The sequence below is a fragment of the Campylobacter geochelonis genome (genome assembly GCF_013201685.1).
In the GTDB taxonomy this organism is placed as follows: Bacteria; Campylobacterota; Campylobacteria; order Campylobacterales; family Campylobacteraceae; genus Campylobacter_B; species Campylobacter_B geochelonis.
The window spans coordinates 2067335-2090283 of sequence record NZ_CP053844.1 but is presented as its reverse complement, the minus strand read 5'-3'; the positions used below and the strand labels follow the sequence as shown (position 1 = coordinate 2090283).

Below are 22949 nucleotides of genomic sequence, written 5' to 3'. Positions count from 1 at the left end.
GTGTGAAATGATGAAGCTTATAGATATAACTGAAAAGTATGGAAGAACGACATATAAATATCCGTTTGAGCCATATCTTGTAAATGAAAACTTCCGTGGCAAACCTAGCTATATCTTTAACCGCTGTATAGGTTGTGCAGCGTGCGGGATAGCATGTCCAAGCAACGCTATAACGGTGCTTTTAAACGATAAACAAGATAAGCTTATATGGCAATTTGATTGTGGAAGATGTATCTTTTGTGGACGTTGCGATGAGGTTTGTCCAACTGGCGCGATTCATTTAAGTAATGAGTTTGAACTAGCGATTAAATTTGATAAATCAGCGTTGATTCAAAGAGGCGAACTTGAAGTCGTAAGGTGTAAATGCTGTGATAAGCCATTTACAACACACCGCCTAATCGAATACAGCAAAGAACGCCTAAGCAAGGCAAATATCCCAGAAAAGCGTATCAAAGAAGCAGATGAGTATCTTTATATCTGCCAAAAATGCAAGCAGGATATGAGTGTTGATAAGCTAACTAAAAAAGAAGAAGTTAAGATAAGATAAAGAGAGTAAAAATGGGTATTTATGAAATTCCAGCAGCAATTAGTAGCGCAAATGACTTTGAATCAAAGCTTGAGTTGTTAAAAAACATCAAGCGAAGTTTTAGCGTTTTTAGGATTGATTGCGGTAGTTGTAATGGTTGCGAGATTGAAACTTTTGCGGCAATCACTCCGATGTGGGATCCTGAGCGTTTTGGGTTTAAACTAGTCGCAAACCCACGCCACGCTGATATTTTGCTTTGCAGTGGACCGGTTACTAGACAGATGTATTATCCCTTGCTTCGTGCTTATGAAGCAACACCAGATCCTAAAATCGTAGTCGCGCTTGGCGCTTGTGGAAGCACGGGCGGTATTTTTTACGATGCGTATAGCGTTTGGAGTGGTGTTGATAAGCTAATCCCTGTTGATGTTCACATCCCAGGTTGCCCACCACATCCTGCAAGTATAATTTATGGTTTGGCGATGGCTTTAGGTTTGATTGATCAAAAGCTTCATAAAGTTAGCTTTGAAAAAGAAGATGAGCTTCCAAGTTTGGTTGAAGACTCGATTTTAGGTGATACGCTTTTTGAAAGAGATTTGCTAGTTCATGCTAAAAGACTGATGAGTTATGTTTTTGGAAGAAAGCTGTATGATAAATTTATAACTGCTGCAAAAACGGCAAAAGATAGAAAAAATCCACTTGAAGTAAAAGAGCTTATAACAAAAGCAGCCCAAGCCGAAGAAGACCCGCGATATGCGCAGTGTTTGGGAATTTTATATAATGAAATTTATCTAAAATACGTTGGAAGAAGCGATGAACTTTTAATCGATAGTGAAAAAATTTGGAATAAAGCAGAAAAATGGTAGAAGTATATAAACTAACAAAACGCCACACCAACGAAGCTAAAGAGCTATCGCGTGAGTTAAAACACATCGTGATGTTTTCAACTAGCGTTGGACATGGAGTCGGTAAAATCGACTTTAGCCAAAAGGTTTTAGAACTAGATGATGATGAGTTTAACAAGATTGTCGAAAATAGTGGCAAATACGCTAAATTTAAGCTTGGAAATTTAAGCAAATACTTTGAAATCGAACTCTTTGCCGAACACATAAACAAGCTTTTACCGGAGTTGGCTGATGGGGAATTTAAAGAGATTTTAGCAGATTTAAAAGAGGGGTATTTTATCATAAGGAAGTCGTTTTGAAAAAGGCTATTTTATGTATCGGAAACGCGCTTCGTGGTGATGATGGCGTAGCACTTGAAGTAGGGCGGTTGGCTTTAGAAAAGTTGCCACAGTGGAGGGTGTTTTTTGGAGAAGATGTGCCGGAAAATGAATTTGGCGAGATTAGAGAATTTTCACCCGATGTTTTAGTTGTAGTTGATGCGATGAGTGGCTTTAAAGAGGGCGTTAGCGAGTTTTTGGACTTAAGCGATGATAGGGAGTATATCTACTCTACACACAACATTCCAACGCCGATTTTACTTAGTTATCTAAGAAGTATTTGCAAAAGTACGATTTTTCTTGGGATTTCTGTTTTGCTTGAAAATGTGCTTGATTTTAAAGAGGGCTTAAGTCAAAATGCTAAAAACAGTGCAAATTTAGCCATTCAAAAGCTTATAAATTTAGACCAATCGTTAAAAGAAAGATAAACTTACTTAAATTTAGAAAAATTTAGCTATAATTAATGAATTTTTATTTTAAAGGATCGATTTTTGGACACGGATAATTCGGGATTGATGTTACTTCTCGCTTTTGTATTCATATTTTTAAACGCCTTTTTTGTTCTCTCAGAGTTTGCCATTGTTAAAATCAGAAAGAGTAAGCTTGAAGAACTTATCAAAGAAAAAGTTCCAAATGCTAAAATGGCATTTGATATTACAAATTCACTTGATACCTACCTAAGTGCGACTCAACTTGGTATCACACTTAGTTCACTTGCTCTTGGTTGGATAGGCGAACCAGCTGTTTCAAGGCTTATCGAAGGTCCTATAAGAGAACTATTCACTGTAAGTGATTTGGTTATACACACGGTATCTTTTGCTATCGCATTTACTTTTATCACACTTTTACACGTTGTTTTAGGCGAACTTGTACCAAAATCGGTCGCCATAGCAAAACCAGAAAAAGCAACTCTTTTTGTTGCTCGTCCACTTCATGCGTTTTGGGTGGTTTTTTCGCCATTTATTAAGATTTTTGACTTTTTAGCTCAAAGAATTTTAAAGTTGATAGGCATAAAACCAGCTAGCGAAAGCGAGATAGCGCACTCTGAAGAGGAGATTAAAATCATCGTTGGCGAGAGCTTAAAAGGTGGTGTTTTAGACTCGCTTGAGACTGAAATCATCAAAAATGCGGTTGATTTTAGCGATACAGTCGCAAAAGAGATAATGACTCCACGAAAAGAGATGGTGTGCTTAAATAAACAAAAAAGCTACGCTGAAAACTACAAAACAGTGCTTGACTCTAAATTCACGCGCTTCCCATATATCGATGGAAGCAAAGACAATGTTCTTGGTATGATACACATCAGAGATATCATCCAACAAGGCGATGAAAAGGACTTTAACAAGCTAGTTAGAAAGATGATAATAGTCCCAGAAAACAGCTCTATAGCTAAGATTTTACCGATGATGAACAAAGAGCGGATTTTTGCTACTTTGGTTATCGATGAGTATGGCGGGACTGCCGGACTTTTGACTATGGAGGATATCATCGAAGAGATTTTTGGCGATATTAACGACGAACACGATGATAAAAACCAAAATTTTAAAAAGATATCAGATGGCGTTTATGAGTTTAAAGGTCGATATGATATCGAAGATGTCGAAGAGATAATGAGCATAACATTTGATGAAGAAACCGAGCAGCTAACCATCGGCGGATACGTCTTTAACCTGCTTGAACGCTTGCCAGTAGTTGGCGATAAAATCGAAGATGAAAACTGCATATATGAAGTTTTAAGTATGAATGGCACGATGATATCTGTAGTAAGAGTTACCAAAAAAGATATCTTAGAAACTTCACAAACTACACAACCAGCACAGAGCGAGGAGTAAATTTACTCCTTTGCTTTGGCAAATTTGATGACTTTTGCTTGTTTTATAAATTTATGATTTTAAAAATCTTTGAATAAATTTATAAATTTAAGAGATTTTGTTGGGCTTTTTTGATTATCTGTTTTTATAAATTTAGAAATTTTTATGAGTGTTGCAAAAGCATTTCAAGTGTTTTTGAGATATAAATTTATTGATAGAGCGTTTTTGGCTATTTGCTAAATTTAGAAATTTATAAAATTTGATTTTAACGCGATTTCTAAGTATTTATACCCTAAAAAGTTAGCTAAATAAGCCATATCTTTTGCAAATTTATAATCCATATTTAAGGATATTTTACAAACATTTATGTTTGACAGCTTGCTCTTTAAAAAGCCTTTGCGCTTTACATATCCTAAAATCGCTTAGCTTATTTCAGATATAGAAGTGAGTTATCTTTTAAAAATGATATGATAAATTTCTATCATCTTTGTTGTTTTTGATTTTATCTTCTAAAATGCCATAGGAATTAGCACTTGTTGCTAAGCTAAATTTTATATTTTCTAGCTTTAGTTATATAAATCTAAGCTTTGAGTTGCGGCTGTATCATAGATATCTTTTTTAACGCTGTCTTTTAAGTCTTTATCAAACGAGAGGTTTTTTAGCACATTTCGCCCAAGGTTCATCTTGTCTAAAACGCCCATATATCCAAACAAAGTTGTAAAAGTATCAAACGTAGTCCCAGCAAAATCAACGCGCTTAAGCTCTTTTATATCATCATCTATTATCAAAAAATACATCTTTGGCTCAAGATTTGAAGTATGAGAAAACAACGGCATATAGTGGTCGTTTTGCACTACTATGATGGTATTTTTACTAAATTTTGAGCTTTGGATTTTGCGTATGAACTCGCCGATTAAAAAATCTGTGCATTTAACTGCATTTAGCATTTTATCTTTTCCATCTTTGTATTTTATCTGACTACATTTTTGTGAGATAAAACCATCTGGAGTGTGAGTTCCAACAGTTATAAAAGAGAGTAAAAATTTATCTTTTTCTTGCGAGAGTCTCATAAACTCTTTAAATGCAAACTCAAGCATAACATCATCATCCACGCCCCATTCGTTAAACTTATCCACACCACGCTTTGCGAATTCTTCCTTGCCACTCATCTTATCAAATTTTTTAACTTCTAAAAACGATCGAGTTCCTTGAAAGTAAATAAAAGAGAGTAAAAATTTATCTTTTTCTTGCGAGAGTCTCATAAACTCTTTAAATGCAAACTCAAGCATAACATCATCATCCACGCCCCATTCGTTAAACTTATCCACACCACGCTTTGCGAATTCTTCCTTGCCACTCATCTTATCAAATTTTTTAGCTTCTAAAAACGAACGAGTTCCTTGAAAGTCAAGACTAGCGCCTTTCATAAAAGATAGGTAGTAACCACTTTCTTTTAAAATTTCGCTTGCACATAGAGCATCGGTTGCCGGTCTTTTGTGCTTATCTTCTTTTACAGGATAAGATGTCCCGCACATCGAAGCATAAATGCCTTGTATTGTAAATGCTGCTCTGCTTATAGGTTCTTTAATATTTGTAAATTCTATCTTGTTTTTGATAGAGTTTAAATTCGGTGTTAAGTCTGCAAAATCGGTTGTAAAGTTTGCGTTAAAACTTTCTAGGTAGATGTATACGATGTTTTTATCTAAATTTAGCTTATTTGGAGCTGGTTTTACTATATATTTATGAAGTCTATCTTTGGATAATTTTACTTTTATAGGATTTTCTATCTTAAAAATATCAGAAATGGTATATATAAGAGGATTTTGAGCGATAGCTAAAAACATTGTAGCAAAAAAGAGATAGTTGAAGTATTTAAATTTAAACTTATTTTTTATAGAGCGTTGATATATCAACAAACAAAAAAGAAGTATCGCCACCACACATGATAAGAAAAGCAAAATTTCTTTATAGTAGATTGATAGTGGAGCGCCTTTTATACTTAGTAAAATGACTTGTAATAAAGATAAGTCTAAGAATTTTCCATAAGCGAAGTAAAAACTGTAGCTAAAAAGTGCAGTTATAAGGTAAAAAAATACTAAAACCAAGCCAAAAATTTTGATATTTTTCCCATAACAAAAGTATAAAAACAGCAAAGATATGAGAAAAAACAGCGCTGATATCAAACGGCACTCCTAAAGATAAATTTTTATATTTTATCTAAATTTGGCTTATGTATTTAGCCATATTTATACATTTTGATTTATAAACATAAAATAATTTATAATTTTGTTTGTTTAAAAGTGCTATGCCAAGTCTGGATATTGCACCTAAAAAATAATGTGGTTAAAAATAAATTGAAATCGTCTACATCAGCATAACTTTGCATAAATCAGATATAAAAAATAAGTATGTCAAAACTAATAATATATAGAATGTTGCTAGTTTTTGGTTTAAATAATTTAATTTGGAAGGTTTTATAAGCAAATAGATGACAATAAGAAAAATGCCTAAAATATGGAATGTTGCTATAAATGATGTATATTAAAATTTATATTTGAATGCATTTTTGTAGCAAATTTATATTTTTAAAAGTATAATAGTTATTATTAAATATGTTTTATTGTAGTGTTTTATATAGTTACATTTTAAATTTTTAAAAAGCCCCAACCGAAGTCAGGGCTTAAGCTAGATTTCTAGCTAGTTTTTAGAGTTTAGAACTCGACTTGTTTATCAACTTTGCAACACTATGGTTGTGTTGTACCAGTTGTAGTATCGTCACCGAAGTTTACTCCACTACCACCAAGTCTAATCGGACTTGAGTCTGTAATCTTCTTAACAGCTGCTTGAGCACCTTTGCATGCAGCATCAGAGGCACCAGCTGCAATAGCAGTTACTTGAAGTACAGGATCACCAGCTTTTACGCCTTTGTCCGCGTCATCAGCAGTTGCCTTTATAGCTTCAAATTTAATGCAAGCTGTTGTTTTGACTTTCATTTGTCCTTGTGCATCAAGAGCTACATTTGTAACTTTAGTAATATCGCTTGGAAGCTTTCCTTGAGCTGTATAGTAGCTAGTTATGTCTGCCACAGCAGTAGCAACATTTGTAGCTGCTTTGCTTATCTCAGCATCATCTCTAGTAGCTGCAAGTCTTGGTATAGCAACAGCTGCCAAGATACCTAAAATAACGATAACGAAAATCAACTCGATCATAGTAAAACCCTTTTTCATGGTTTACTCCTTGTTTTAAATTTCACCTTACATACACTTATGTAAAATTTCTTATAAATTTAAGGATAAACTTCCATTTCTAGGCAACACAAACAAAAAAATAAAAGGAAAAAAATGTATATAATCACAAAAAACAACCAAATTTATCTAGAATTTCAAGGCAAAACAAAACTCATACAAAAGCCGCTAAATTTAGAAGCAACGAAGAAAAATTTAGCCTATGCTACTAAAGTTTTGTTGCCTATTTTTATCAAAATCGCGAGCATTTTTAGCCCAGATTCAAACGAATTTTTTGATTATGTTAAAAAATCTCATAAAAGTTCATCAAAAAAAGCCAAACCAAACCCAAAAAACACCCTCAAACAATCCACTCGCCCAGAGTCAAACACACTAGATGAGTTTTTACATCTTCACATATCAGCCCTAAAACTAAAAGCCAAAAAAAGCACCATAAGCTCTGCTTGCTACGCGCATAAAACGCTATTAAAACACTTAGAAAACAAGCATTTAGCGCTTTATACCCCATATGATATAGAAAATGCCATCTCTAAAATGAGCCAAAGTCTAGCGCCTAAAAGCATACTATCTGCTCTATCTTATGCAAATTCAGCCTTTAAACTCGCCCAAAAACAAGGCGTCATCACTCAAAACCCAGTCGAATTCGCAAAAAAGCCAAAAGCCACTAGCACTAGCAAAAACATCTTTTCGCTTAGCACTATAAAAAAGCTTTTAACCCACGCTACTGGCGAGCTTAAAACGTTTTTATATATCGCCTTTTTCACAGGTGCAAGATGTGGCGAGATACTAGCGCTTAGCAAAGCTGACATTGACTTTAAAACAGATAATCTAAGCATAAACAAAAACCAAACTCGCTTTGAGCTAACAACTCCTAAAAACGGCAAAAGTCGTGATATCTACCTGCTAAAACCTCTTAAAACTTATCTTTTAAGCCTAAATTTACCAGATGACAAGCTTTTTACGATGGATTATTTTAAAATTTATTATGAATATAAAAAGCTCTTAAAAAAGCTGAATTTAGCGCCATCTGGACTGCACAGCACAAGACACACCTTTGCTTCTATACTACTGCAAAAGCGCGTAAACTCACCGCTAATCGCCAAAATGCTAGGACACTCAAGCACCGGTTTAGTCGAGCGAACTTACGGACACTTTTTAAAAGATAAAAATGACTTAAAGATGTTAAATTCTGCTTTTAAGCAGACCGCCTAAATTTAGGCTCTTTACAATAAAATATTAAACAAAAAATAAAAAATTTGATTTTTTAAATAAAAAGATGTATAATAACCCCAACATTTTACATAAGTGTATGTAAGGTGAAATTTAAAACAAGGAGTAAACCATGAAAAAGGGTTTTACTATGATCGAGTTGATTTTCGTTATCGTTATTTTAGGTATCTTGGCAGCTGTTGCTATACCAAGACTAACAGCAACAAGAGATGATGCTGAAGTTTCAAAAGCAGCTACAAATCTTACAACAATTGTAAGTGATATAAGTGCTTACTACACTTCACAAGCTAAATTTGATTCAAAATTATCTGCTATGACAAATGTTCAGTTATCAGACGTTAAAGGTGATGCAACTAAACCAACTGGCGGAACAGGAGATATCATGGCAGCAGGCAAAAAATGCCTTTCTGTAAAAGTTGTACCATATGATGCAGGTACAGCAAAACCAGCTACCTTAACAGTTACTGCGGGTGGAACAGGCGAGTCTATTTGCGATAAGATACATGCTATGCCATCAATCAAGAAAATACTTGATGGTAAATACACTTATCAAGCAATTAAAACAGCAGCTACATCTACAAAAGAGGCAACTTATGAGTCTAAAGATAGTGAAAAAGGTGAGATTGCTATAAGTGGTCTTGGTGTTGTTTACTAATATAAACTTAGTTTTAGCCTCCTAGCGATAGGAGGCTTTTATGCTTTCTTTCTTTGTATTTTTATTAGCTTTATTTTCTTGTTTTTTTATAAATAGCAAATCTTTTTTAATCTTATCTGCTATAATCAGTTTTATATATTTAATAATAACTATTTTTAATTATTTTTTATACATATATACTGGAAATTTTCTTACGCTAGGTACTATAAACTTAATGCTTTTAGCTATAGATGGTGCTCCATTTATGGAATTTTTAGATGTGATAGTTTTAATTTTATTATCTATAATTGCTGGTGTGTTATTTTGCGTGCTGTTTTATTTCCGTATGATAAAAAATATAGCAAATAAAAATATGGCAAAAATTTGTTATTTTGCTTTTATTTTGCTAGCTTTTATCCTAAATCCTTTAGCTAAAGCTGGCTATGATATCTTTACTGTTTTAAATCCGCAGTATAACAAACATTTCGTATCTATACTACAAAAATCAATCATAACCCCAAAACCAAAACCGGCAACAAAAAATAAAAATATAGTTTATATATACCTAGAAAGCTTTAGTAGAAACTATCTTATAAAATTTCCAAATTTAACGCCAAAAATTAACTCTTTAACCAACAAAATAGACTTTGTTAATATATCTCAAGCAGATGGTACTGTAGTTACTATAGAAGGTTTATTTGGTTCTCAATGTGGATTGCCACTATTTTATTACAGTTATAAAAAAGATGGAGAAGGCAATAGAAAATTTCCAAAAAATATAAAATGCTCTAGCCAGATTTTAAAAGAACAGGGGTATTATACTTATTTTATCAAAGGTGCTGATTTGGAATTTGAAAAAACAAGGGATTTTTTAAATTCAAGAGCATATGATGAGCAAAAAGGAAAAACAGAGCTTTTAAAACAGCAAAATTTTCTTCTTAATGAATGGGGAGTAAATGATGATGACATGTTTGATATAGCTTTTAGTGATTTTATAAGACTTTCAGAAACTAAAGATAAATTTTTACAAGTTGTTTTAACGGTGGGAACTCATGTGCCAAATGGTTTTATATCAAAAAAATGTCAAAATTTAGTCTATGAAGATGAAAAAAATGCTATGTTAAATGCAGTAAAATGCACTGATTTTTTATTATATGATTTTATAGATAAAATTCGCAAGTCAAAATTTGGTAAAAATACAATAATAGTCGTTCAAAATGACCATCTTGCACCATACGGACTTATCAAAGGTATAGATGAGAAAAAATTATCTGATTCAAATAATTTATTTTTTATACTTGATGATGATATAGATGGTGTTCAAATCGTAGAAAATAAAGGCTCTTCGCTTGATACTTTCACAACTTTGCTAGGATATATAGGAATTTTAGATGAAATGCATTTTGGTAGAAATATCTTAAAAATAAAATCTCTTCATGAAACACTAAAAAATCCAAACCAAATTTATCAAATTTCAATGCCTTTAATACCAAATTTATCGGACAAGTAAGCGCATTCGTTTTGTAAAATAATTTTAAAATAAAATTATCTCTACACAATAATCTATCAAATACACATATAAAACTGCTCTAGTATTTTTTAACTTTCATCAATTTTAAGAAAATTTTTAATAATTTTATAGCTCAATTTTCTTATATAAAATCAATCAATGTAATCAAAAACAACAAAATATCGTCTAAATTTAAAATTGCAAAATTAGTTTAAAGTATATAAAAATGTTTTATTGCTTTAAATTTTTCTTCGTTGCTTCTAAATTTAGCGGCTTTTGTATGAGTTTTGTTTTGCCTTGAAATTCTAGATAAATTTGGTTGTTTTTTGTGATTATATACATTTTTTTCCTTTTATTTTTTTGTTTGTGTTGCCTAGAAATGGAAGTTTATCCTTAAATTTATAAGAAATTTTACATAAGTGTATGTAAGGTGAAATTTAAAACAAGGAGTAAACCATGAAAAAGGGTTTTACTATGATCGAGTTGATTTTCGTTATCGTTATTTTAGGTATCTTGGCAGCTGTTGCTATACCAAGACTTGCAGCTACTAGAGATGATGCTGAGATTACAAAAACTATCTCAAATGCTTCTTTAGCTATTAGAGATTTTACAGGTTACTATACAGCACAAGGTGATTTTAATGCTACTGCTGCAAACATGACAAATGTTCAGTTGGTAACAGCAAAAGATACACCGCAAGATAAAGAGGCTAATGCAGGAGCACTGACTTCAGATGAATCAGTAGCAGGGGTGTTTGTTCCATTTAAAGGCGAACCTTGCATAGGTATAAAAATACTTGGTGCTAGCGCTGGTATAGTTGTTACCAATAACTCAGCCAATATAAACGGAAGTGCTAAAAGTGCATGTGCATCTGTAGCTGGTGCTCCTGGTATTAAAACACTAATTGATTCTAAATTTACAAATAGTGCGGGTGAAGAAGTTTCTGGTGTAAAAATTGGTGGAACTTCTAACATCAAATTCTAAGTAGAGTTCTAAACTCTAAAAACTAGCTAGAAATCTAGCTTAAGCCCTGACTTCGGTCGGGGCTTTTTAAATTCTAAGAGATAAAAACATAAAATGCGCCATAAGTCAAATTCAAATAATTCTTCTAAAAATTGCCATAAGTCAAATTCAGATAATTCTTCTAAAAATTGCCATAAGTCAAATTCAAATAACACTTCTAAAAACAACAACCACGATTTAGACATTCGTTTAGAAATCCTAAAAAGGTTATGGCAAAGTAGGGATTTCGAGATAAGTCATCTGTGGCAACGTTCTGTATTTTTAGGTGCTTATCTTATCCTTACTTATACTGCTTATGGAAGCTTTCAACTTAAATTATTTCAAACAGAAAATAACAGCTTTTTATACCTATGTGATAACATTACAAATTGGATATCTATAGCTATATGTTTTGTGGGTCTTGTTGTATCTAGTTTATGGATAATGATGGCTAAAGGCTCAAAAAATGTTTATGAGTGTTATGAAAAAGCCGTTAGAAAGTATGAAAATAACCATTTTAAAAAATTTTTACCAGATTACTTAACACCAGATTGTCAAAATAAAAATCCACTTGATGGAACACAGGTAAATTTAGGCGAGCATAAATTAACAAAATGCGATACTTTATTAGGTGGTGAAAGATACTCGCTTAGCAAGATAAATATAATGGTAGGTATTGTTAGTTCTGTTATATTTACTTTGCTTATAGTGGTTCATATGTGTTTTTTATATTTAGAATTGAGATATATTAGTTGGTGGACATTAGCCTTTATAGCTATCAGTTTTATTTGTTTTATAGCACTATTAGTCTTATTACAAGGCAAAGATTCAAATGATAAGTAAGAAATACTTTGCTTTTAAACCTACTAAATCAAGCAATTATCTTTATACAAACAGACATTTAAAATATTTAAATTCTACAAGCCAAATTTAGATAAAATAGAAAAATTTATCTTTAGGAGTCCGTTTGATATCATAAAGATAGTTTATAAAGTTATTTAAATTCCACAGGGTAAAATCTATAAAAACACAAAAATTTCTAGCTTATTTTATATGATTTTGATAATTTTATTTTTGCATAGCGTAAATTCGCAAACTTCATAAGAAAATTTTAAGCCCACATACAAATTCAGGTTTATACACTTATATCATCAAAATTTTAACTAAATTTGACTTTTTATACTTTTATTTTATAAATTTTAACTAAATTTGACTTTTTGAGTGTTGCTATCGCTTTAGCTTTTGCCGTAAAATAAAATTTATAATCACTTCAAAACCGCTACTATAAATTTATAGCACCACAACTTCAGTTTCAAGCTTGATACCAAACTCTTCAAAAACGCGCTTTTTGGCTATTTTTATAAGCGTTATCGCATCATCAAAACTTGCTTTGCCATAGTTTATCAAAAAATTTGCATGTTGCTCGCTAAAGCCAGCGCCACCGACTCTAAAGCCTTTTAAACCGACAGCTTCAAGCACTCTTCCAGCGTAGTCGCCAGCTGGATTTGTAAAGCACGAACCAAAGCTAGCACCTTTTGGTTGGTTTGCTCTTTTTTGTGTGATTTGATTGCTGATTTGCTGGTTAAAACCGTGAGTAGCTCTAAATCTAGCTTCAAGTATCACGCCAGAAATCTCACTTTTTCGGTAGCTAAACTTAAGTTTATCTTTACTAAACTCGCCAAGGCTTGTTTTTACGCTTATCAAGTTATCACAAATTTCCCACTTCATAAGCCCCGCATTCATCGTTAAAAGTCCGCCAAGCGTGCCTGGAATGCTTTTTAAAAACTCGAAATTTGCTATATCGTTTGTTTTGGCAAAGTTATAAATTTTCCCACTCTTGCACGCCCCACCAACTAGCAAAATATCATCTTCTAAACTTAAAAAGTCAAATTTCTTATCTAAAATCCCAAGTTTAGGAGGATTTGGCGAGAGCAAGATGTTGTTTGCTCCACCTATGATAACGCCATCAAAGCTCTTTAAATTTAGCTCATTTAAAAGCGTTACTTCGACTTTTTGTCCGATTTTAACCGAGCTGTATTTAGCAAAATCAACTATCACTAAGAAAACCTAAAGTCCATATACTCAGTCGGCACTAAAGAGCTAAAAGCATCAACGCTTTTTGGATAAAATCCATGCTTATAACCTATCTCAAAGAGCTTATTTACCGCGTTTAGTTGAAGTTCGTTCATGCTAACTGAGTTATCGTTTGCATAAAGTCCAAGATAAATTTCAAGTTTTTTATCATCAACACGGACTAAATTTCGCTCTAAAAGCATTTTTGAAAGCACCTGTTTGTGCGTGTTTGCTACATCAACTGCCTTTGTAAGCACTCTTTCACACTCGATTGCGTCAGTTATAGGCAAAGAGCGGCGAAGCGCCATCCCGCCAAGTGGAAGTGGTAACTTCCCGCCACTTAACTCAACCCAAATATCCCAAATTTCGCGCTCCACACAAAGCTCATCGTTAAAGTCTAAAATGCTCTCGTGTATTAGCACTCCAGCGTCTACTTCGCCACTTAGCACGGCATTTTCGATATCTAAGAAGTTTTTATAAACAACTCTTGCTTTTGGGTAAGCTACGCGAAACAAAAGCGCATTTGTCGTATGCGCACCACTTAGTGCGACTTTGAAATTTGGTTTTAAGATAGTGTTTTTTTTCTTTATCAGTTTTGGACCATATCCCTCGCCAAAGCTAACAGCAGTTCGCAAAAGCGCATACTCATCAGCAATCAGCGGATAAAGAGCAAAACTTATCGCACAAACATCATAAATGCCCTTTAGAGCGGCTTCATTTAGAGTTTGTATGTCATCTGCGGTGTTGCTAAATTTAAGGATTTTACTATCAACCCAACCAAATTTTATAGCCATATACATAAAGATATCATCAGCGTCTGGAGAGTGCGCTACGCTTATATTTTTCACATCCGTCCTTTGTTTATTTTAAAAAAGTATAATATATTTTTACTTATCTTGAAGTAAAAATTTACTACAATAACCAAAATTCTATAAAAAGGCGTTAAATGGATGAAAAGAAACAAAAGAGCCTTGACTTGGCGCTTAAACAGATAGATAAGGCGTTTGGCAAAGGCACACTTCTTAGACTAGGCGATAAAGAGGTTGAAAGTATTGATTCGATTTCGACTGGCTCAGTTGGGCTTGATATCGCACTTGGTATCGGAGGCATTCCAAAAGGCAGAATCATCGAAATTTATGGACCTGAAAGCTCTGGTAAAACAACTCTTACACTTCACGTTATAGCTGAAGCTCAAAAAGCGGGCGGAATTTGCGCGTTTGTTGATGCAGAACACGCACTTGATGTTAAATACGCTAAAAATTTAGGCGTTGATACAGAAAATTTATATGTATCTCAGCCTGATTATGGCGAGCAAGCACTTGATATTGTTGAAACTCTTGCAAGAAGTGGCGCGATAGACTTAATCGTAGTTGATAGCGTTGCAGCACTAACTCCAAAAAATGAGATTGAGGGCGATATGGGCGATACTCACGTAGGACTTCAAGCTCGTTTGATGTCGCAAGCTCTTAGAAAACTAGCTGGAGTTGTTCATAAAATGGGAACTACAGTTATATTTATCAACCAAATTCGTATGAAAATCGGGCAAATGGGATATGGCTCGCCTGAGACTACAACTGGTGGAAATGCTTTGAAATTTTACGCTTCAGTTAGAATCGATGTAAGAAGAGTGGCTACTTTAAAACAAAACGAACAGTCAATCGGAAATAGAGTCAAAGCCAAAGTGGCTAAAAACAAGGTCGCTCCGCCATTTCGTGTGGCTGAATTTGACATCATGTTTGGCGAAGGCATCAGTAAAATGGGCGAGTTAGTTGACTATGGCGTAAAACTAGATGTGATTGATAAAAGTGGCGCGTGGTTTAGCTATAAAACAGCTAAAATCGGGCAAGGCAGGGAAAATGCTAAAATTTATCTAAAAGATAACCCAGAAGTCGCTAAAGAAATCGAAGCTGCGATTAAAGAGCAGTTAGGAACGATTAGCATAACAGCTAGTGGCGATGATGAAGAAACACAAGGAGATGAAGAATGACACGCATTGAGGATATTTTCGCGCAAGAGGTGCTTGATAGCAGAGGAAATCCAACTGTAAAAACTACAGTTATGCTAACTGATGGCACGGTTGCAAGCGCAATCGTTCCAAGTGGCGCAAGTACAGGCAAAAGAGAGGCGTTAGAGCTTAGAGATAAGGACGCTAGATTTGGCGGAAAAGGCGTTTTAAAAGCAGTTGCAAATGTTGAAGAAGTCATAGCTGATACGATAGTTGGTATGAGTCCATACGATCAAAAGCTTATAGATAAGGCGATGCAAGAGCTTGATGGCACTCCAAACTACTCAAATTTAGGCGCAAACGCAACTTTAGGCGTTTCTATGGCGGTTGCAAGAGCAGCGGCAGTTAGCTTAAATATGCCACTTTATAAATACCTTGGCGGAGAAAATGCAAGCATTTTACCAGTGCCGATGTTTAATATCATAAATGGCGGCGCTCACGCAAACAACAGTGTGGATTTTCAAGAGTTTATGATAATGCCATTTGGTTTTGATAACTTTTCAGATGCGCTTAGAGCGGTTGCTGAGATTTACCAAACGCTAAAAGGCATTTTAAATGAAGCAGGACACAGCACCGCAGTTGGCGATGAGGGTGGATTTGCTCCAAATTTAGCTGATAATGAAGAGCCGATAAAAATCATCATAGAGGCTGTTGAAAAAGCTGGATATAAAATCGGCGAGCAGATAAAACTAGCTCTTGATGTCGCAGCTAGCGAACTATATAACAACGGTATGTATAAGCTTGAAGGCAAGGAATTTTCAAGTCAAGAGCTTATAAATTACTATGTTGATTTGTGCGAGAAGTATCCGATTTACTCTATTGAAGATGGTTTGGGAGAAGATGACTGGGATGGCTGGAAGCTTTTAACACAAAAACTTGGCGCAAAAGTTCAGCTTGTTGGGGATGATTTGTTTGTAACAAATGATAAAATTCTTTATGAAGGCATTCAAAAAAACATAGCCAACGCGGTCTTAATCAAACCTAACCAAATCGGTACTTTAAGCCAAACTCTCTCAACCATAAGATTGGCTCAAAGAAATGGCTATCACACCATCATAAGCCACAGAAGTGGCGAGAGTGAGGATAGTTTTATAGCTGATTTAGCTGTTGCTACAAACGCAGGTCAGATAAAAACGGGCGCAACAGCAAGAAGCGAACGAAACGCAAAATACAACCGCTTGCTTGAAATCGAGCTTGAAACTGATGAATATATAGGAAATGGAATTTGAAAGAAGTTTTAAACGAGCAAGCAGAGAAACCCAAGAAAGCCTACTCGTTAAAAACATTTTTTGTATTTACGCTACTTTGCGTTTTAGTCGTGATTTTTGGCGTGTATGTAGGAAATGCTATCTTTGGAGAGCGTTCCTACACTGTTTTAAAAGAGCTTCAAAAACAAAAAGTCTTTTTATATAACGATGTAGCAAGACTAAAAGATGAAAACGCAAAACTACAAAAACTCTATCTTGAGCGAGCTGCTCTTGATCCAGATCTTAAACAATAGCAAAAACAAGGCATTAAAATGGATAAAATCAAAGATATGAAAGTGCTTTTAAGCATAGCTGGGTCTGATTCAAGTGGTGGTGCTGGAATTCAAGCTGATATAAAAACGGCTGAGTATTTTGGCGTATTTAGCACCACAGCAATCACTGCTTTAACAGCGCAAAACACATGTGGCGTAAGCGATGTGATGAGCGTTTCGCCAGAGTTTATCAAAGAGCAAATCAACGCTGTTAAAAGTGACTTTGAAATCGCAGCGCTTAAGCTTGGAATGCTGTTTAACAAAGAGATTATGGCGGTTGTGCTTGAGTTTATCAAAGAGCTTAGCGTGCCAGTTGTGCTAGATCCCGTGTTTATCTCAAAAGCAGGCTCGGTTTTAATGAGCGATGAAAACATAGATGAGATAAAAAAACTTTTTGAGTTTTCTACTATCATCACGCCAAATTTACACGAAGCAAAACGCCTTTTTGGACAGGATTTAAAAGTAGATGCGCCTTGTAATGTACTGATAAAAAACTTATGCGAGGGCGAATTTAGTGTAGATAGGCTGATATATAAAGATAAAAGCGTAAGAGAATTTAAAGAGTTATGTTTACAAAGCCAAAACTTGCATGGGACTGGTTGCTCGTTTTCAACTGCGATAGCTTCAAATTTAGCTCTTGGCAAAAGCCTTGAAAATGCAATCGAAATTTCAAAAAGCTTTATCACAAAAGCTATCAGAAATGCTCCAAATTTAGGACACGGCAAAGGTCCGATAAGACATAATCTAAATAAAATTTAGGTTTAAATTTATTTGCATAAAGCCTAAATGTTAAGTAAATTTTTGTTTTAAATGTGGCTAAATTTAGAACCAATATATGAAAATCAGTCTAAATTTCAAATCTTTTTGGCTCGAGTTGTTTAAAAAGATGATAAATTTAGCCAAATTTTGCTTTTAATCGCAGCGTTTAAAAGCTAGAAAATGGGGATAAATTTAATCTTTAAATTTGTAATTATTTTGATACTTTGCGCTATTTGCTTATATAATTTTTAAAATATTTTAAAAGTCTAAGCGCAGTTGCAAGCTAAATTTATAAAAATCTTTTTAAATTTAGTTAAATTTGGAAGTATAATTTAGCCAAACACAACTTCAAAAACTGCCTAAATTTAAAGCCTTTCTCGCTCTTATCTTAAAAACAGAATTTGCTTTAATGAAAAAGCATAGATAAGAATCAAGCCAAATTTACACCAAGCAAAACGTAAATTTATAAAATTCTTACTAATTTTTAAAATATAAAATTTAGCGCAGCAAAAGCCGTTTTGCGTAAAGCATTTTAAATTTAAATAACGATGAAGAAGCTAGACTTTGAACTAAGCTGTTATTTTATCTACTTAAAACGTAGGTTAAATGGCAATTATAGTTTTATAGTTTTTGCCAATTTAACATTTAACCAGCCTTTTACTAAGAGCTAAATTTAGCTAAGTTTACAAAGACTCTTTTCTTTGAATTCATCCATGATTTCATCAAAATTTGGCTTTATACTAAATTCGCTTACAAGCAAATTTAAATAATCCTTAAAAAGCAAACCAAAACCCATATAAAAGTGCGTTTTTGACTCTTGTAAAAGTAAGTTATCAAAAGTAAATGCAAACGGCAAAAACTCATCTTGCAAAAACTTTTTAAAAATCTCACCCTTAAAAAGCTCGCTAGAAAAACAAAAACTTATAAACCCAAGCTCGTTTTTAAGCGCGTCAAATGGCAAATTTGGCGAAAGCAAATCGTAGTTAGATGGCTTATAAAACTCTTTAAAAACCAAAAAACTTCTAGCCGTTTTTATCTGGGCGTATTGATTAAAGTAAAAACTAGCAAACCACGGGCATTTTACCCCATCGATATTTGCTAAAAAAAGCTCGGTAAAATCGCTATTTATCTCATCAAGACTCTGAAATTTGAGGTTTTTAAACTCATTTAAAGCCTTTTTAAAACTCTCACCTTTGATTAAAAAATCATCAAAAAAACCAGCTTGAGTAAAATTACCAAACTCTTTTTTCTCTAAATTTTCGCATAAAAATAGGGCGAAAAAATCCGCCCCAAATTTTAAAATTTCACTTTTCATCTGTTATAACTGCATAATCGTAGTATTTATAAGCCCATAAAATAGCACTCTAGCGATGATAACGCCAACTCCGGCGCAAACAAGTGTAAGATATGGAAGTGCAATTTTACTTTTTATAAAAAATTTATTTATACCCCAAAGAAGTACCGAAAAACCAAGCAGCGATGAGCACCAAACGATAAATGTGAAGTAAAATCCATCAAGCATATCATATGGGTTTTCAACTCCCATAACCCAAGTTTGTCCTACGTGAAGGGTCTGAAAAAAAATCGAACTAAAATGCACGCCAACGCCTAAAAGCCCAAGCAAAAATGCCACTTTTTGGCTGTTTTCATCTTTAAAGCCAAGTAGGTGATACATTATCGCGCCAAGAAAAATCGCAGCCGAGTAAAACATCACTAAAGTTATGTTAAAGTCCCACATAACAACACTTTTTGACATACTTCCATAAGCTCCAGCCATGAAAAATATACCCAAAACTCCAGATAAATTTGCCAAAATCAACAAAAAGTTTTTCTGCCATTTACACAACGCAAAACCAAAAAGACAAACCAACCCTACAAAGGCAATCTCATTATTCATCCAGCCGATGTGGTAGCTTTCATTTGACTCTATAAAAAAGCCAAGTCTATAGATGATTTTAAACGCATTTGTGATATCGCCTAAGTGAAAAAAAGCAGGAATTATAGAAATAACCATCAAAATCCCAATCTTTAAGCCAAATTTAGACAGCTGGTCTTTTTCTCCTCTGTTTTTAAAATAAAAATATGTCCAAATCCACAAAAACCCTATCGAGCATTGAGAAAATGTGGTAAAAAGCACGAGCGGAAGCTCATGGATAACAATATCATACAATGTCATACTCTACTCCTTGATATTTTTCTGGTGAGTGCATTCTAACGCTTCTATCGCCACTAAATTTAGTATCTTTGCTAGGATTTATCACTAAATTTGGCAAAGTTACATCTTCTTTTGGCAGTGGCGCAACGCTTGCTAAGCCATCGTGTTTTGCTCTAAGTTCGCTTATGTTTCCAAACTCAAGCGCTCTAAATGGGCAAGAAGCGGTGCAAATGGGCTCTAAGTTTTCATCTATGCGTTCTAAACAGCCGTTGCATTTACTCATATGTCCGCTTTTTTTATCATACTGTGGTGCGCCATAAGGACAAGCCATCGCACAACTTTTACATCCTATGCAGTCTTGTTGGTTTACCATCACAATGCCATATCTTGTTTTCATCATCGCGCCAGTTGGGCAAACTTTCGTGCAAGCTGGATCGCTGCAGTGGTTACAAGAGATTGATGTGTAGTAGGCAAAAACGTCACTTTTGATAGTTTTATCGCTATCAAACCAACTTCCACCCTCTACTTCAAAAACTCTCCTAAAATTTACGCCAATGGCGCTATCATGATAATCCTTACAAGAAAGCTGACAGGTTCGACACCCTATACAGCGGTTTAAATCTAAATAAAATCCAAATTGTTCATCTTTTTTCATTATATTTCCTTATGCTTTTTTTATCTCGACTAAAACTGAATGCACGCCATTTCCTTTTGCTATAGCGGTTGGTTGCATAGAAGTTAGCGTGTTTATACATCCGCCAACATCAACGCCGTTTTTAAATTTACACCAGCCACCTTGATATGTTAGCGCAGTTCCTGGCATAACTCTTGCTGTGACTCTAGCGGTTACTTCGATGGTGCCTATGTCGTTGTATGCTTGAATTTTATCTCCAGTTTTAATGCCGCGTTTATCGGCATCGATTGGATTTATCCAAATTTCTTGCGGGTTGATTTCTCTTATAGGAGCGCTCTCCCAAAAGCTCGAGTGAGTTCTTCCTTTGTAGTGAAAACCGTAAAATTGAAGTGGGTATTTTTTTCTAAGCCGATCTCTTGCGCCCATTAAGACATCTTCAAAAACCGGTAAAGCGTTGATTTGTTGCCCTGGAAGAAGCTTCCACGTTTTACTCATGTTATAGAGTCTGGTTGAGAAAATTTCAATCTTTCCAGTTGGAGTTTTTAAAGGATTGTTTTGTGGGTCATCTCTAAATTCTTTAAAGGCAACTTTTGGCTTGACTGTGTCAAATTTGATAATTCCCTTTTCTTTAAATGTTTCAAAATCAGGCAAATTTAAATCACTCAATTTTTCTCTAGTTTTGCCCCACAAATACTCCAACCACTGATCTTGCGTTCTACCTTGAGTAAATTCCTCTTTAAAGCTCTCTCCACCAAGTTTTAAAGCGATTTGTGTGCACATATCATACACGCTCATGCACTCGCCTGCTGGTTGGACTGATTTTTTGTTAAAGAGCATATATGGGCGGTTACTCATATATGCAGCATTTGGTCTTAAAAAGTCGTTTTGCTCTAAATGCATTGCATCTGGTAAAATTATATCAGCGTATGAGTTAGAGTGAGTTCTAGTGATATTTACATCGATTATCAGCTCACAAAGCGTGTCGTCTTCTAAAATTTTAGCAGTGCTTTGGATATCGGCGTGTTGGTTTGTAAGGCAGTTGCCGTTTGTGTTAAAAAGCACTTTTATAGGAGCTTTTAAATGACTTGCACCACGAACTCCATACTCAACATCGCTCATCTTATCCCAGTTTCTAATGCCCTCATACCATAAAAAGCAAGGAATCGCCGTTTTTACAGGGTTTGGACAAGGAAGCGTTTCTATCATATAAGTTGTGCTAGTTATGGCATTTCCTCCGCAGTTTCCACCAAGTATGCCAACATTTCCACTCATACAAGCTAGTGTTGCTATGGCTCTGCTTGATTGCTCGCCGTTTTGGTGGCGTTGCACTCCCCAGCCTTGTTCTATATAACAAGGTTTTGCAGCACTTACCTCTCTAGCTAGTTTTATGATTCTTTCTTCTGGAATTTTAGTTATTTGGCTTGCCCATTTTGGAGTTTTTGCGGTCTTATCATCGCCATTTCCTAAAACGTAGTCTTCATATGAGCCATTTTTAGGAGCGCCATCTGGAAGTGTGTTACTAGAAAATCCAACGCAGTATTTATCTAAAAACTCTCTATCAAGCAAATTCTCTTTTATCATCACATACGCCATACCAGCTATCAAAGCAGCGTCAGTTCCTGGAGCTATCGGTATCCACTCATCACATACGCCAACCATACTATCGTTATAGCAAGGATCTATGTGTATGATTTTAGCTCCACCTTTTCTAGCCATTTCTTGATAGCTATATCCAGTTCCAGCACCACCCATTCTAGTAGTTACAGGGTTTGAGCCAAAAAATAACCCTAGCTTTGCATACTCAAGGTTTTTGATATCGCTTCCTGTGTTTTGTCCATAAAAGCTAGTAAAACCCTCTGCGATTTGTGCTGTTGAGTAGCTGTTATAATACCTTAAATACCCGCCATAAAGCCCAAGCAGCCTAGCCCAAGGCCCAGAAGTTCCGCGACTTAAAACGCCACCAGTTGTGCCAGTTGCATAAGCTATGTAAATGGCTTCATTTCCGTACTTTTCTTTAACCTCTTTTAACTTATCAGCTATGGTTGTAAATGCCTCATCCCAGCTAATGCGTTTAAATTTTCCCTCGCCTCTTTTGCCAACTCTTTTTAGTGGATAAAGAAGTCTATCTTTGTGATAAAGTCTGTATTTTGTCGAACGTCCCCTAACACAGGCTCTAATCTGTCTTTTATCATACTCATCATCGCCCTCGTTGTCTGTTTCTATGTGTGTTATGACGCCATTTTTAATGTGTGGTCTTAAAAAACACTTGCTTCCACAGTTTACTGGACAACCATTTACTCCATAGTACTCTTCATCTTTTAGTGCGTTTGATGCCGCATTTATGGGATTTGCGGCTAAGCTTGCACAAGATGAAGCAACTAAGCCACTCCATTTGAGAAAATTACGCCTGTTTGTATCTAGCTCTGCGCTCATTTATTCTCCTTAAATAAAATTAAAATTTTAAACTAACTTTATAAAAATTATATATTTTGTGATAAATAAATAATTTTTTACCATTATCAAAGTAAAAACAGTGATAAATTTAAAAATTTAAGACTATTGTATAAAAATAAGTTGTCAAAAAATGGGCAAAATCGCTTAAAACACTAAATTTATTAGAATTTTTT

The 22949-nt window shown here is 34.5% G+C and carries 22 protein-coding genes; 14 read left to right on the top strand and 8 right to left on the bottom strand.

Translation table 11 applies throughout. The annotated features are described in order from the left end of the window. The first annotated feature begins 7 nt into the window (after nt 1–7). The 5 genes from CGEO_RS09540 (at nt 8) to CGEO_RS09520 (ending at nt 3577) form a co-directional block, all read left to right on the top strand. On the top strand, nt 8–547 hold the full coding sequence (locus tag CGEO_RS09540) for a formate hydrogenlyase complex iron-sulfur subunit (protein ID WP_075493010.1): 540 nt from the start codon (nt 8–10) through the stop codon (nt 545–547). Between the two features lie 11 nt (nt 548–558). After that, a complete protein-coding gene (locus tag CGEO_RS09535; protein WP_075539997.1) occupies nt 559–1389 on the top strand; it encodes an NADH-quinone oxidoreductase subunit B family protein in 831 nt (276 codons plus the stop codon). Beyond that, nucleotides 1383–1727 carry a formate hydrogenlyase maturation HycH family protein gene (locus tag CGEO_RS09530; protein ID WP_075493012.1) on the top strand — a complete coding sequence of 115 codons (345 nt, stop codon included), beginning with the start codon at nt 1383–1385 and terminating at the stop codon, nt 1725–1727. Before CGEO_RS09535 ends, CGEO_RS09530 begins: the two co-directional genes overlap by 7 nt. Beyond that, complete coding sequence (locus CGEO_RS09525; RefSeq protein WP_075493013.1) at nt 1724–2173, top strand: hydrogenase 3 maturation endopeptidase HyCI; 450 nt, start codon at nt 1724–1726, stop codon at nt 2171–2173. Before CGEO_RS09530 ends, CGEO_RS09525 begins: the two co-directional genes overlap by 4 nt. Before the next feature lie 87 nt (nt 2174–2260). After that, complete coding sequence (locus CGEO_RS09520; RefSeq protein WP_075493014.1) at nt 2261–3577, top strand: hemolysin family protein; 1317 nt, start codon at nt 2261–2263, stop codon at nt 3575–3577. Nucleotides 3578–4122: 545 nt separating this feature from the next. On the opposite strand, the gene CGEO_RS09515 is transcribed toward CGEO_RS09520, so the two are convergent. Both CGEO_RS09515 and CGEO_RS10250 read right to left on the bottom strand, forming a co-directional pair. Then, nucleotides 4123–5739, bottom strand: coding sequence for a sulfatase-like hydrolase/transferase (locus CGEO_RS09515; protein ID WP_172658141.1), 1617 nt, complete (start codon nt 5737–5739; stop codon nt 4123–4125). A 561-nt stretch (nt 5740–6300) separates the two neighbouring features. Beyond that, entirely contained in the window at nt 6301–6783 is a 483-nt protein-coding gene (locus CGEO_RS10250) for a type II secretion system protein (RefSeq protein ID WP_242647983.1), read from the bottom strand. A gap of 114 nt (nt 6784–6897) precedes the next feature. Here CGEO_RS10250 and CGEO_RS09505 point away from each other — a divergent pair, with 114 nt between their 5' ends. The 5 genes from CGEO_RS09505 to CGEO_RS09485 all read left to right on the top strand — a co-directional run bounded on the left by CGEO_RS09505 (nt 6898) and on the right by CGEO_RS09485 (nt 12020). Continuing rightward, nucleotides 6898–8013 carry a tyrosine-type recombinase/integrase gene (locus CGEO_RS09505; protein ID WP_172658140.1) on the top strand — a complete coding sequence of 372 codons (1116 nt, stop codon included), beginning with the start codon at nt 6898–6900 and terminating at the stop codon, nt 8011–8013. Nucleotides 8014–8143: 130 nt separating this feature from the next. After that, nucleotides 8144–8686, top strand: coding sequence for a type II secretion system protein (locus CGEO_RS09500; protein WP_172658139.1), 543 nt, complete (start codon nt 8144–8146; stop codon nt 8684–8686). 40 nt (nt 8687–8726) lie between these two features. After that, nucleotides 8727–10175, top strand: a complete 1449-nt coding sequence (locus CGEO_RS09495) for a sulfatase-like hydrolase/transferase (protein WP_075540001.1) — start codon at nt 8727–8729, stop codon at nt 10173–10175. Between the two features lie 456 nt (nt 10176–10631). Further along, the gene (locus tag CGEO_RS09490; RefSeq protein ID WP_075540002.1) at nt 10632–11159 is read left to right on the top strand and encodes a type II secretion system protein; all 528 of its coding nucleotides are present in this window, start codon (nt 10632–10634) and stop codon (nt 11157–11159) included. Nucleotides 11160–11252: 93 nt separating this feature from the next. Beyond that, entirely contained in the window at nt 11253–12020 is a 768-nt protein-coding gene (locus CGEO_RS09485) for a RipA family octameric membrane protein (RefSeq protein WP_133147230.1), read from the top strand. 447 nt (nt 12021–12467) lie between these two features. On the opposite strand, the gene CGEO_RS09480 is transcribed toward CGEO_RS09485, so the two are convergent. Beyond that, the gene (locus CGEO_RS09480) at nt 12468–13235 is read right to left on the bottom strand and encodes a UDP-N-acetylmuramate dehydrogenase (RefSeq protein WP_075493023.1); all 768 of its coding nucleotides are present in this window, start codon (nt 13233–13235) and stop codon (nt 12468–12470) included. After that, nucleotides 13235–14098 carry a menaquinone biosynthesis family protein gene (locus tag CGEO_RS09475; protein WP_082258963.1) on the bottom strand — a complete coding sequence of 288 codons (864 nt, stop codon included), beginning with the start codon at nt 14096–14098 and terminating at the stop codon, nt 13235–13237. Before CGEO_RS09475 ends, CGEO_RS09480 begins: the two co-directional genes overlap by 1 nt. Nucleotides 14099–14196: 98 nt before the next feature. On the opposite strand from CGEO_RS09475, the gene recA reads away from it, so the two are divergent. From recA to thiD, 4 genes are read left to right on the top strand one after another with little or no spacing between them, the layout of a single operon-like run. Continuing rightward, entirely contained in the window at nt 14197–15237 is a 1041-nt protein-coding gene (recA, locus tag CGEO_RS09470; RefSeq protein ID WP_075493024.1) for a recombinase RecA, read from the top strand. Next, on the top strand, nt 15234–16484 hold the full coding sequence (eno, locus tag CGEO_RS09465; protein ID WP_075531195.1) for a phosphopyruvate hydratase: 1251 nt from the start codon (nt 15234–15236) through the stop codon (nt 16482–16484). The genes recA and eno overlap by 4 nt, the downstream gene beginning before the upstream one ends. Further along, nucleotides 16481–16756 (top strand): hypothetical protein, encoded by a 276-nt coding sequence (locus CGEO_RS09460; protein WP_075493026.1) that lies wholly within the window; start codon nt 16481–16483, stop codon nt 16754–16756. Before eno ends, CGEO_RS09460 begins: the two co-directional genes overlap by 4 nt. An 18-nt stretch (nt 16757–16774) precedes the next feature. Continuing rightward, nucleotides 16775–17533 (top strand): bifunctional hydroxymethylpyrimidine kinase/phosphomethylpyrimidine kinase, encoded by a 759-nt coding sequence (thiD, locus tag CGEO_RS09455; protein WP_242647932.1) that lies wholly within the window; start codon nt 16775–16777, stop codon nt 17531–17533. A 673-nt stretch (nt 17534–18206) separates the two neighbouring features. On the opposite strand, the gene CGEO_RS09450 is transcribed toward thiD, so the two are convergent. Genes CGEO_RS09450 through CGEO_RS09435 form a run of 4 tightly spaced genes read right to left on the bottom strand, consistent with a single transcriptional unit; the run spans nt 18207 to nt 22755 of the window. Then, on the bottom strand, nt 18207–18848 hold the full coding sequence (locus CGEO_RS09450) for a hypothetical protein (RefSeq protein WP_075540005.1): 642 nt from the start codon (nt 18846–18848) through the stop codon (nt 18207–18209). A 3-nt stretch (nt 18849–18851) separates the two neighbouring features. Continuing rightward, a complete protein-coding gene (locus tag CGEO_RS09445; protein ID WP_075540006.1) occupies nt 18852–19709 on the bottom strand; it encodes a dimethyl sulfoxide reductase anchor subunit family protein in 858 nt (285 codons plus the stop codon). Further along, nucleotides 19696–20343 (bottom strand): DMSO/selenate family reductase complex B subunit, encoded by a 648-nt coding sequence (locus CGEO_RS09440; RefSeq protein ID WP_075493029.1) that lies wholly within the window; start codon nt 20341–20343, stop codon nt 19696–19698. Before CGEO_RS09440 ends, CGEO_RS09445 begins: the two co-directional genes overlap by 14 nt. A 9-nt stretch (nt 20344–20352) precedes the next feature. After that, nucleotides 20353–22755: a DMSO/selenate family reductase complex A subunit gene (locus CGEO_RS09435; protein ID WP_075540007.1), complete on the bottom strand. Its 2403-nt coding sequence runs from the start codon at nt 22753–22755 to the stop codon at nt 20353–20355. Nucleotides 22756–22949: the final 194 nt, after the last annotated feature.